This is a genomic window from Klebsiella indica (genome assembly GCF_005860775.1).
GTDB classification, from domain to species: Bacteria; Pseudomonadota; Gammaproteobacteria; order Enterobacterales; family Enterobacteriaceae; genus Klebsiella; species Klebsiella indica.
On sequence record NZ_VCHQ01000001.1, the window covers coordinates 60,424 to 72,100 of the forward strand.

General features: G+C 53.9%; 9 protein-coding genes. 2 read left to right on the forward strand and 7 right to left on the reverse strand.

Annotated elements, in window-relative coordinates; translation table 11 throughout:
- Positions 1-136 precede the first annotated feature (136 nt).
- Positions 137-1,789: a bifunctional UDP-sugar hydrolase/5'-nucleotidase UshA gene (gene ushA, locus FE839_RS00295; protein WP_138357981.1), complete on the reverse strand. Its 1,653-nt coding sequence runs from the start codon at positions 1,787-1,789 to the stop codon at positions 137-139.
- 163 nt (positions 1,790-1,952) lie between these two features.
- Between ushA and FE839_RS00300 the strand changes: the two genes are divergently transcribed.
- Together FE839_RS00300 and ybaL are read left to right on the forward strand one after the other, a co-directional pair.
- Positions 1,953-3,173, forward strand: coding sequence for an MFS transporter (locus tag FE839_RS00300; RefSeq protein WP_138357983.1), 1,221 nt, complete (start codon positions 1,953-1,955; stop codon positions 3,171-3,173).
- Positions 3,174-3,612: 439 nt separating this feature from the next.
- On the forward strand, positions 3,613-5,289 hold the full coding sequence (gene ybaL / locus FE839_RS00305; protein ID WP_138357985.1) for a YbaL family putative K(+) efflux transporter: 1,677 nt from the start codon (positions 3,613-3,615) through the stop codon (positions 5,287-5,289).
- 50 nt (positions 5,290-5,339) lie between these two features.
- Here the strand turns inward: ybaL and FE839_RS00310 are convergent, their stop codons facing one another.
- The 6 genes from FE839_RS00310 to FE839_RS00340 form a co-directional block, all read right to left on the reverse strand.
- Positions 5,340-6,644, reverse strand: a complete 1,305-nt coding sequence (locus FE839_RS00310; protein WP_138357987.1) for an inosine/guanosine kinase — start codon at positions 6,642-6,644, stop codon at positions 5,340-5,342.
- Positions 6,645-6,707: 63 nt separating this feature from the next.
- The gene (gene hemH / locus FE839_RS00315) at positions 6,708-7,670 is read right to left on the reverse strand and encodes a ferrochelatase (protein ID WP_138357989.1); all 963 of its coding nucleotides are present in this window, start codon (positions 7,668-7,670) and stop codon (positions 6,708-6,710) included.
- 187 nt (positions 7,671-7,857) lie between these two features.
- Positions 7,858-8,502 (reverse strand): adenylate kinase, encoded by a 645-nt coding sequence (gene adk / locus FE839_RS00325; protein WP_138357991.1) that lies wholly within the window; start codon positions 8,500-8,502, stop codon positions 7,858-7,860.
- A 226-nt stretch (positions 8,503-8,728) separates the two neighbouring features.
- Positions 8,729-10,603, reverse strand: a complete 1,875-nt coding sequence (htpG, locus tag FE839_RS00330; RefSeq protein ID WP_138357993.1) for a molecular chaperone HtpG — start codon at positions 10,601-10,603, stop codon at positions 8,729-8,731.
- A 111-nt stretch (positions 10,604-10,714) separates the two neighbouring features.
- Positions 10,715-11,320, reverse strand: a complete 606-nt coding sequence (gene recR, locus FE839_RS00335; RefSeq protein WP_138357995.1) for a recombination mediator RecR — start codon at positions 11,318-11,320, stop codon at positions 10,715-10,717.
- Entirely contained in the window at positions 11,320-11,649 is a 330-nt protein-coding gene (locus FE839_RS00340; protein ID WP_042324433.1) for a YbaB/EbfC family nucleoid-associated protein, read from the reverse strand. The genes recR and FE839_RS00340 overlap by 1 nt, the downstream gene beginning before the upstream one ends.
- Between the last annotated feature and the right edge of the window lie 28 nt (positions 11,650-11,677).

Consider the following 11,677-nt stretch of genomic DNA (forward strand, 5'->3'; position numbering starts at 1 on the left):
AATCCCCGGAAATAGAGTATGGGCCCCTGTTCCCCCTTTCTGGAAGGGGGCTGGGGTGAGACATCGTTCCCGGATATCGTTCCCGGACATCCAGTTTCCCCGGTCAGCGCTGCGCCGCCGGGGAATTCCGCAAACATTACTGCCAGCTAACCTCGCCTTTCGGCTCATAGGCCGCCGCATCCAGCGGCGAGTTTTTCTGGATATACTCTTTTAACACCTCAGCATCAATGAAGCCGGTATTCACATAGCCGGGTTTGCTATCGATATGCGGATAACCATCGCCGCCAGTGGCGTTAAAACTCAGCGTCGCCATACGATAAGTTTTTTCCGGATCCACCGGTTCACCTTTAATTTTCAGATCGTTAAGTTTGCCGTTTTTGGCAACAAAACTAACGTTGGAAAACTGCGGATAGGCGCCGGAATCCGGCTTCATCTGCGCCACTGCGGTCAGATACTCCGTCACTTCCTTGCCGCTCATATCGACATACACCAGCACGTTACCGAAAGGTTGCACCTTCAGCACGTCTTTATAGGTAATATCACCCGCGTCAATCGAATCCCGCACCCCGCCGCCGCTCATGACCGCGAAATCGGCGTTACTACGCGCCATTTGCGCCGCCAGCAGCAGGCGCCCCATATTGGTTTGCACAAAGCGCACTTTACTCCGATCGCCTTCCAGATGCCCGTTCACACTACCGATTTTCACCTGTAGCTGCGCTTTGCCTTTGTTCTGGAAGGGCGTCAGCAGGGAAAGCATCTGTGGGTTTTCAGCGATTTGCGGAGTATAGAGGACGCGCTCGCTCTCGCCGTTGTCGTAGGTGATCTTTTTCTTCAGGTTGACCGGGATCAGTTGATAGTGCACCAGCTTCATTTCGCCATTGCGGAATTCAAAATCAGCGCGGCCAACATATTTCCCCCACTCATGGGCCTGCACGATCCAGATACCATTTTGCTTGTCTGGCGCGCACGGGCTACCCGGCACATAGTCCACCTGCTTCTTATTCTCAGACGCCATACATACCGGATCCTGAGAATGACCGCCAACAATCATCGCCAGCGAACCTGTCGGCAGACTACGCGCCATCTCAACGTCACCGGGCGCATTTGAACCGTGCTCGCCGTTGTCATAATGGCCCATATGCGTCGCCGCCAGAATGACATCCGGTTTTTCGTTCTGCTGCAGCTCCTGAATGACTAATCTGGCTTCTTCCGCTGGTTTACGAAATTCGATATCCGTAAAATACTCAGGATTACCAATTTTAGCCGTATCGTCAGTGGTCAGGCCGATGACCGCAATATTCAGCCCGCCGCGTTTAAACAGCACCCACGGCTTAAACAAGCGTTCGCCGGTGCTTTTCTGGTAAATATTGGCGGAGATAAACGGAAACTTCGCCCATTTCTCCTGCTGACGCAGTACGCTAAGCGGATTGTCAAACTCGTGATTGCCTACCGCCATCGCATCGTAGCCAATCAGGTTCATCCCGCGAAAATCAGGCTCAGCATCCTGTAAATCGGACTCCGGCACCCCGGTATTAATATCGCCGCCGGATAACAGCAGCACGCTGCCGCCCTCTGCGGCGACCTCTTTACGGATACTGTCCACCAGCGTTTTTTGCGCCGACAGGCCATATTCGCCGTAATCGCTGCGCCAGAAGTGGCCATGATGATCGTTAGTATGCAGGATGGTAATTTTGTAGGTTTTATCCTGCTCATAGGCCTGCGCTGACAGGCTCCCCAGCGATAATGCAGTAACTAGCGCCAGCGCGACGCCCTGCTTCATAAAGTGCATATTTCTCTCCCTGACTTAGTAACAAATGCCGAAAGTATAGCGAGTTAGCCGATTAGACAAATATGTTTTCAGAATTGCGACTTCCTTCAAACCTCAGAGGCAGGTATGTTAGGCAGATAATAATTCCACCTGCATCCTCTATAAAAAACCGTTAAGTGAACCTATGGCCATGAATCAGACCGCACAACCCTTACCCGGCCCTGCCACTGCGCCGCAAAAAGCACGTACTTCGTTTGGCATTCTCAGCGCAATCAGCCTCTCTCATTTGCTAAACGATATGATCCAGTCGTTAATTTTGGCGATCTACCCGCTGCTGCAGGCAGAGTTTTCCTTAACCTTCGTGCAGATCGGGATGATCACACTCACCTTTCAGTTGGCCTCGTCGCTCCTGCAACCCGTCGTCGGCTACCTGACCGACAAACATCCGATGCCGTGGTCGCTACCGGTAGGGATGTGTTTTACGCTGAGCGGTCTGGTGCTGCTGGCGATGTCCGGGAGCTTCGGAATGGTTCTGCTGGCCGCTGCACTGGTCGGTACCGGCTCGTCGGTCTTCCATCCTGAATCCTCGCGCGTGGCGCGCATGGCTTCAGGCGGACGCCATGGCCTCGCGCAGTCGATATTCCAGGTTGGCGGAAATTTTGGCAGTTCTTTAGGCCCGCTGCTCGCCGCGATTATTATCGCGCCATATGGCAAAGCTAACGTTGGCTGGTTCGTTCTCGCGGCGCTGCTGGCCATCGTGGTGCTGGCGCAAATCAGTCGCTGGTATGCCGCGCAGCATCGTATGAATAAAGGCAAACCAAAGGCGGTGATTGTCAATCCGCTGCCTAGAAACAAAGTAATTCTCGCCGTTTGCGTCCTGCTAATACTTATTTTCTCGAAATATTTCTATCTGGCGAGCATCAGCAGCTATTACACCTTTTATCTGATGCAAAAATTTGGATTATCCGTACAAAATGCCCAGATTCATCTGTTTGCCTTCCTGTTTGCGGTGGCCGCAGGAACGGTGATTGGCGGGCCTGTTGGCGACAAGATTGGCCGTAAATATGTTATTTGGGGCTCTATTCTCGGCGTAGCGCCATTTACCCTTGTTTTACCCTACGCCAGTCTGGAATGGACCGGTATTTTAACGGTGATTATTGGTTTTATCCTCGCGTCGGCCTTTTCCGCTATTCTGGTCTATGCTCAGGAGCTGCTGCCGGGCCGGATTGGCATGGTTTCTGGTCTGTTTTTCGGTTTCGCTTTTGGCATGGGCGGCCTTGGCGCCGCCGTACTGGGGCTTTTAGCTGACCATACGGGTATCGAACTGGTCTATAAAATCTGCGCTTTCCTGCCACTTCTCGGCATCCTGACGATATTTCTCCCTAATAACCATCAAAAGTCATGATTATCCGGCAGCCAAAGTGAAACTTTGGCTGCCACAATCTCTTACTCTACCGGCGTCATCCTGCATAACCTGCTGCCATTTTACGTTCTGTGCTTTTTTTCATGTCAATCCCATTTTTCTATAAAATTCAATAATTATTCATAAACAAAACAATCGGAATTGTCATAAACTATTACTCGGGCTTTTTGGTTTTATACCCTGAATCATTCGAGTCGCAGGGCAACTAACGCGGATAACCGTGTTTGAAGCGGGCAAACGCCACCTCAGAATGGCTGGCACCTCACCGTGGCGCAAAGGTCCTCAGGAGCTTGCTGGATATGGCCAGATCGCATTGGGGAGCCCCAGGAATCGGGCGAGTAATTGCCGACATCCATGCCAATTGAAGTATGACGGGTATCTATACCGAAAATGGATCAACTCACCACTGCAAGGAGACGGAATGCATCACGCCACCCCGCTTATTACCACCATTGTTGGCGGCCTTGTGCTCGCTTTTATACTCGGCATGATTGCCAATAAACTACGCATTTCTCCTCTGGTGGGATATCTGTTAGCGGGCGTTCTTGCAGGGCCATTCACCCCCGGTTTTGTCGCGGATACCAAACTTGCGCCGGAACTGGCCGAGCTTGGCGTGATCCTGCTGATGTTTGGCGTCGGCCTGCATTTCTCCTTAAAAGATTTGATGGCGGTAAAAGCCATCGCCATTCCTGGCGCAATCGCCCAGATAGCCGTGGCGACACTATTAGGCATGGCGCTCTCTACAATACTGGGCTGGTCGTTGATGATCGGTATCGTTTTTGGCCTCTGTCTTTCCACCGCCAGTACCGTGGTGCTGCTGCGCGCGCTGGAAGAACGTCAGCTTATTGATAGCCAGCGCGGGCAAATCGCTATCGGCTGGCTGATCGTTGAAGATCTGGTGATGGTGCTGACGCTGGTTCTGCTCCCCGCCGTCGCTGGCATGGCGGAGAAAGGCGATGTCGGTCTGGCTTCGCTGGCCGTCGACATGGGTATCACCATCGGTAAAGTCGTCGCTTTTATCGCGATAATGATGCTGGTGGGCCGCCGCCTGGTACCGTGGATTATGTCACGTAGCGCCGCAACCGGCTCTCGCGAGCTGTTTACGCTGTCGGTGCTGGCGCTGGCGCTTGGCATTGCCTTCGGCGCGGTTGAGCTGTTTGATGTCTCCTTCGCCCTGGGCGCCTTCTTCGCCGGCATGGTGCTCAATGAATCCGAACTCAGCCATCGCGCGGCCCACGATACTCTGCCTCTGCGCGATGCGTTCGCTGTGCTGTTCTTTGTTTCTGTGGGCATGTTGTTTGACCCGATGATTCTGGTGGAACAACCGCTGGCGGTACTGGGAACGCTGGCAATCATTATCTTTGGTAAATCAGCCGCCGCTTTCTTTCTGGTGCGAATGTTTGGCCACTCACCGCGTACTGCGCTGACGATCGCCGCCAGCCTGGCGCAAATCGGTGAATTCGCTTTTATCCTCGCAGGGCTGGGGATGATGCTGAATCTGCTGCCGCAGGCCGGGCAGAATCTGGTCCTTGCCGGCGCGATTATCTCAATCATGCTCAACCCGGTGTTATTCACTCTGCTGGAAAAATACCTCGATAAAACCGAAACGCTGGACGACCAGACGCTGGAAGAGGTGCTGGAAGAAGAGAAGCAGATCCCGGTTGATATTTGTAATCACGCGCTGCTGGTGGGTTTTGGTCGCGTTGGCAGCCTGCTCGGTGAAAAACTGATGTCCCAGGGAATACCACTGGTGGTTATCGAAACATCGCGTACGCGCGTAGATGAGCTTCGCGCCAGGGGAATTCGCGCGGTATTGGGTAATGCCGCCAACGAAGAGATTATGAATCTGGCGCATCTGGACTGCGCCCGCTGGCTGCTGCTAACCATCCCTAATGGCTACGAAGCCGGGGAAATCGTTGCTTCTGCGCGTGATAAGTGCCCGCATATCGAGATCATCGCCCGCGCCCATTATGACGATGAAGTGGAGTACATTGTTGAACGTGGGGCCAACCAGGTGGTGATGGGCGAGCGGGAAATTGCCCGCGCAATGCTGCAACTGCTTGAAACGCCGCCAGCAGGAGAGGTGGTGACGGGGTAAACGTCCCCCCTCCCTGGCCCGGTAAGCGTAACACCGCCGGGCAATACAACTTAACGATCCCAGTAAGCCTCTTCCAGGCTGTCTTCCCGTTCCGGCAGGCCGCGAGTCAGGCGCGGCGAATGCTGATTCAGTACCTGATAGCTTACACGGTTAGCATATTTACACACCTGCGCCAGGGATGAATAGGTCAGCCATTTGCATTTGTGCTTGCTGGAGTTTGGCACGTTATTACGGTGATAGTTGTTGGCGGTGACATCATGCAGCAGCGCCGCCAGCGCGCCGTCGCCCGCGCCGTTGGTATTCATGATCTTCTCCGGCCCGCCCATATACGGGGCAATATGCGAATAAATGCGCAGTGGATTAACGCAATCCTGATAACGCATCGCGCGGCTGAATTCATACTGGTTAAACTCGGCGATAGCCCCGGGCAGCAGCGGATGCTGCGTTTTTCGCTTCGCCTCATCCTCGGTAAAACTCGCCATATAAAGCCCGGCAGGCCCGGCGGTACACAGTACCAGATCCACCCACTCCAGCGCCTTATCGGCAGCCAGCAGTGGATCGGACAAGCCGGTCAGCGCTTCCGCTTCCTCTTCATTCATCGCCAGAATCGACACATGCTCCTTGAGGAACTGCTGCCACCAGTCCGGGTTATCGGCGATAACGTATTTGGTGCCCAGCGTCAGAACCACCGGCACATCGTGCTTTTTCGCATACTCAATGGCTTTCATCGTCGCGTCCGCCATCGGCTCGCCCGGTTTGCAGCGCACAAGATAAGACGTCAGCACCAGCGCGGAAGCGCCGGCGATAACGCTTTCCGGGATGCTGTCCGGGTGCAGTTTATTCATATGGCCAGGACTGATGGCAAAAGTACGCTCGCCGGAATCGCTAATCAGCGTAAAACAACGGCCAATCGCCCCATCCACGCCTTGCAGGTAGTTCAGATCGGTACGGCTGGAGGTATTACACAGATAACGGTAAGCATAACCGCCAATTTCAATATTGCGACACATCACGCCAAGCAGAACCGAGCGGTCATCCGCCAGCACCGAGTAGTTGTGCAACGTGTTGCCAATCGTGCCACCGGCAAACTGGTGGGTAATCAGATCATCGCGTACCAGCTCCTGATACAGCGCCTCGGCAACATCATCTTCAATCACCAGGGAGTGTCCGGCGCTCAGGCCGTAGCGTACGATAAACGCTTCATCCACTTTCGCTTCTATATCCACCAACGTTTGATCGATGCCGACGACCCAGGCGACGCTGGATTCATTGTCCGGCTGAATTTGTTTTAGCAGCGGATCGCGAGCGTTGACGGGAAAGTAGTGTTTGGATTTACGTTTACCGGGAAATTTCATAGTGGTGATTTATTGGCAGTGAACAAGCGGGGAATAGTAGCATACTCCCCTCACCACGCGCGATCAGCGATATTTCGCCGTCAGGTTGACCATCATTTCAATATGTGCGGAATCCGCATTAAGTGCCGGAATATATTCATATTTCTGCCCACCGGCGGTAAGAAAAATTTCCCGGTTCTGCACGGCGACCTCCTCCAGCGTTTCCAGACAATCAGCGGCAAATCCAGGACAAATAACCTGAATATGCCGGACCCCCTTCTCACCGAGCATTTTCAGCGTCTGGTCGGTGTAAGGCGTTAACCAGGGCTCCCGACCAAAACGCGACTGGAAGGTCATCATGACCTGTTCATGCGGCAGTCCGAGGGCTGAAACCAGTTCTCGGGTGGTATCACGACAACGCTGAGGATAGCTATCCCCTTGCCGGGCATAACGCTGCGGGATCCCATGATAGGAGAGCAGGAGTATATCCGGCTCACCATGCGTCACAAACGAAGCGCGAACGCTGGCGGCAAGCGCGTGAATATAATCCATATCATCAGCGTAATCGCGAATAAAAGAGATTCCGGGGATTGACCGTTTTTTGGCGAAAATACGTCCCAGTTCGTCCCAAACCGCCGCCACGGTAGAACAGGAGTACTGCGGATAGAGCGGCAGCACCACAATATGGTCAACCCCCTGCTCCAGCAGTTCATCCACTGCGCTTTCCAGCGACGGCGAACCGTAGCTCATCCCCAGCGCAACCGGCGTATCCGGCAGACATGCCGCCAGCGCCTGCTGTTGCTGACGACTGTAGACCATCAGCGGAGAGCCCTCCGCCATCCAGATAGACTGGTACAGCTTAGCCACCCGTGGCGCGCGCAGCGGCAATATCACGCCCCGCAGCAGCGGCCACCACAGCAGACGAGAAGTATCCACCACGCGTTGATCGCTTAAAAATTGCTTCAGATAGCGTTTAACCGCTTCAGGAGTTGGGGCATCGGGAGTGCCAAGGTTAGCCAGCAGGATACCGGTTTTCGTCTGATGCATTACCGCCTCTTATTGATTCAAATTGTTGATAATTGTAGCGGAAAAGCGAGGAAGAAAAACTAATTGCTGCGAGAGGTAAGATGAGAATTTGCCTGATGGCGCTGCGCTTATCAGGCCGACAAGAAAATCGTAGGCCGGATAGGGTGATTACACCGCCATCCGGCATTAACATTAACCGCGCTAAAACTTAACCGAGGATTTTTTCCAGTTCGGCACGCACTTCGGCTACTGCTTTGGTGCCATCGACTTTCGCATACTGCGTGTTGCCCGCTTCGGCTTCTTTCTGGTAGTAACCAATCAGCGGCGCCGTCATCTGATGATACTCAACCAGACGCTTACGCACGGTCTCTTCCTGATCGTCTTTACGGGTGGTCAGCGCTTCGCCGGTCACATCGTCTTTTCCTTCCACTTTCGGCGGATTGAATTTGATATGGTAAACACGACCTGACGCCGCGTGCACGCGACGGCCAACGATACGATCAACGATCAACTCGTCCGGCACATCGAATTCGAGAACATAATCAACCGCAATGCCCGCTTCTTTCATGGCGTCAGCCTGCGGAATCGTACGCGGGAAGCCATCCAGCAGGAAGCCGTTACGGCAATCTTGCTGAGTAATACGCTCTTTCACCAGGGCAATAACCAGTTCATCGGTTACCAGCTTACCGGCGTCCATGATGTCCTTTGCTTGTTTGCCCAGCTCGGAGCCTGATTTCACCGCGGCACGCAACATGTCGCCTGTGGAGATTTGCGGAATACCGTATTTCTCCATGATGAACTGAGCCTGAGTTCCTTTACCCGCGCCCGGAGCGCCAAGCAGAATGATACGCATTACGAAAATCCCCTTAAAGGTTGTCGATATTTTTTAAAAAAAGCGCTAAACGATACCACCATCACGCAACTCGCTCAAGGAAGGCGCCCGACGCTGAAACGGTTAACGGGATAAGAATAAGAAAAGAGCAGGTTTGAGAGGAATAAAATACCGAATGGCGGGCCTGAACAAACTGTAAAGCCGGACGGGACGCTCACGCGTCGCATCCGGCATCACGACGCCGCTATCAGGATACCAGCAACTGGTTCATACGGCGAATAAACTGGTTCGGATCTTCCAGCGTGCCGCGTTCAGCGAACAGCGCCTGATCTAACAGCAGTTCTACCCACTCTTTGAACTGCGTTTCATCCTGGGTATCCGCCGCGCGTTTCACCAGAACGTGATCCGGGTTGAGTTCGAAAATATATTTCACTTCCGGCACGGTCTGGCCCGCAGCGGCAAACAGTTTCGCCATCTGCGTGCCCATCTCATCCGCATCGGTGGTGACAATAGCCGGCGTATCAGTCAGGCGATGGGTCAGACGAACCTCTTTCACCCGCTCGCCCAGCAGTTTTTTCACCCGCTCAACGAACGGCTCAAGCGCTTTTTCCGCTTCTTTGGCGCTTTCATCAACTTCATCTGTCAGTTTATCCAGCGACTCATCGGCTTTCGCCACTGACTGGAACGGCTTACCGTCGAACTCGGTCAGATAGCTCATCATCCACTCGTCGATGCGATCGGAAAGCAGCAGAACCTCAATGCCTTTCTTACGCAGCAGTTCCAGATGCGGGCTGCTCTTCGCGGCGGCATAGCTGTCGGCAGTGATGTAATAGATCTTCTCCTGCCCTTCTTTCATGCGGGAGATATACTCTTCCAGAGAGACGGTTTGCGCAGAAGAATCCGTATGCGTGGAAGCAAAACGCATCAGCTTAGCGATAGTTTCCCGGTTAGCATGATCTTCCGCCGGGCCTTCTTTCAGCACCAGACCAAACTGCTGCCAGAAAGTCTGGTATTTTTCCGCATCGTCTTTCGCCAGTTTTTCCAGCATCTGCAGCGCGCGTTTGGTCAGTGCGGTGCGCAGGTTGCGGGTAACGGTGCTGTCCTGGAGGATTTCGCGGGAAACGTTCAGCGGCAGATCGTTGGAATCAATCAGACCACGCACGAAGCGCAGGTAGTTCGGCATGAACTGCTCGGCGTCGTCCATGATAAAGACGCGCTGTACGTACAGTTTCAGCCCATGTTTGTGATCGCGGTTCCACATATCCCACGGCGCCTGAGACGGGATGTACAGCAGGCTGGTGTACTCCTGCTTACCTTCCACGCGGTTGTGGCTCCAGGTCAGCGGGTCGGTATAGTCGTGAGCAATGTGTTTGTAAAACTCGTTATACTCGTCGTCTTTAATTTCCGACTTATTGCGGGTCCACAGCGCCTGGGCTTTGTTGATTTTCTCCCAGGAAATGACGGTTTCACCGTCAACCTCTTCGCGCTTTTCAATTTCAACCGGCAGCGCGATATGGTCAGAGTATTTGCTGATGATCGAACGCACGCGCCAGTCGTTGAGGAAATCATCTTCGCCTTCACGCAGGTGCAGCGTAATCTCGGTACCGCGATCGGCTTTGCTGATATCGGCAACGGTGTATTCTCCTTCCCCTGCGGATTCCCAGAATACGCCGTTTTCCGCGCTATCACCCGCCGCACGGGTGCGTACGGTCACTTTATCAGCGACAATAAACGCCGAATAGAAGCCGACGCCAAACTGGCCGATCAACTGGCTGTCTTTCGCCTGGTCAGACCCCATGGACTCAAGGAATGCTTTGGTGCCGGACTTGGCGATAGTACCGAGATGATCAATGACCTCATCACGGTTCATGCCGATACCGTTATCGGCGATGGTCAGCGTGCGGTTGTCTTTATCAAATGAAACACGCACGCGCAGCTCACCATCCCCCTCGTACAGATCCGGCTGGGACAGCGCGCGGAAACGCAGCTTATCGGCCGCATCAGAGGCGTTGGAAATCAGCTCACGCAGGAAAATTTCTTTATTGGAATAAAGAGAATGGATCATCAGGTGCAGAAGCTGTTTTACCTCTGACTGAAAACCACGAGTTTCTTGTCCTTTCATCTAAATCAACCTCAACAATGCCATTGTTAATGGTAAAAAAACCGTTGAGGGTGAGATGGGGACAAAAAGGGAAATTTTCAAGCGGAGGCCCCAAAAAGCACCTCCGTTTGGTTAAAAACGAATCTTGTGACGCCCGGCAAGGGAGTGGGACAACGTGGTGCCGTCGACCATTTCCAGCTCACCGCCCACCGGCACACCGTGAGCAATACGGCTGGCCTCCACGCCATATTGCGCGCAAAGCTCGGCAATAAAGTTGGCGGTCGCTTCTCCCTCCACCGTCGGGTTGGTGGCGAGGATCACTTCGCTGAGCGATTCTGACGCCAGACGCTGCTCCAGACGATCGAGACCGATATCATCCGGCCCGATGCCGTCAAGCGGCGACAGATGCCCCATCAGCACGAAGTAGCGCCCGGAATACTGGCCGGTCTGCTCAATGGCGTAGATGTCCGCCGGACTTTCTACCACACAGATCTGGCCATTTTCTTTACGTCGAGGATTACTGCAAATATTGCACACCTCTTGTTCAGTAAAGGTGCGGCAATCGGCGCAGTGACCAATTTCCGACATCGCCCGGGTGAGCGCCTGCGCCAGGCGCATCCCGCCGCTGCGGTCACGCTGCAGCAGGGTAAACGCCATGCGCTGCGCTGACTTCGGGCCAACGCCCGGCAGGCAACGCAGCGCTTCCATAAGCTGAGTTAGCAGCGGACTGGTCTGCATCAGAACGGCATCTTAAAGCCAGGCGGCAGTTGCATACCGGAAGAAACAGACGCCATCTTCTCTTTCTGGGTCTCTTCAATACGACGCGCCGCATCGTTGAACGCCGCAGCGACCAGATCTTCCAGCATCTCTTTGTCATCTTCCAGCAGGCTTGGGTCGATTTCCACGCGACGGCAGTTGTGGGCGCCATTAATGGTCACTTTCACCAGCCCCGCGCCAGACTCGCCGGTGACTTCCAGTCTGGCGATTTCTTCCTGCATCTGCTGCATCTTTTCTTGCATCTGCTGGGCTTGCTTCATCAGGTTACCCAGGCCGCCTTTTCCAAACATAAGCTCTCTCTCTTGATGGTTTACAATC

Bases quoted from the DNA above. Each gene is read 5' to 3' on its own strand.
- ushA (WP_138357981.1), bottom strand. From the start codon at position 1,789: ATGCACTTTATGAAGCAGGGCGTCGCGCTGGCGCTAGTTACTGCATTA.
- FE839_RS00300 (WP_138357983.1), top strand. From the start codon at position 1,953: ATGGCCATGAATCAGACCGCACAACCCTTACCCGGCCCTGCCACTGCG.
- ybaL (WP_138357985.1), top strand. From the start codon at position 3,613: ATGCATCACGCCACCCCGCTTATTACCACCATTGTTGGCGGCCTTGTG.
- FE839_RS00310 (WP_138357987.1), bottom strand. From the start codon at position 6,644: ATGAAATTTCCCGGTAAACGTAAATCCAAACACTACTTTCCCGTCAAC.
- hemH (WP_138357989.1), bottom strand. From the start codon at position 7,670: ATGCATCAGACGAAAACCGGTATCCTGCTGGCTAACCTTGGCACTCCC.
- adk (WP_138357991.1), bottom strand. From the start codon at position 8,502: ATGCGTATCATTCTGCTTGGCGCTCCGGGCGCGGGTAAAGGAACTCAG.
- htpG (WP_138357993.1), bottom strand. From the start codon at position 10,603: ATGAAAGGACAAGAAACTCGTGGTTTTCAGTCAGAGGTAAAACAGCTT.
- recR (WP_138357995.1), bottom strand. From the start codon at position 11,320: ATGCAGACCAGTCCGCTGCTAACTCAGCTTATGGAAGCGCTGCGTTGC.
- FE839_RS00340 (WP_042324433.1), bottom strand. From the start codon at position 11,649: ATGTTTGGAAAAGGCGGCCTGGGTAACCTGATGAAGCAAGCCCAGCAG.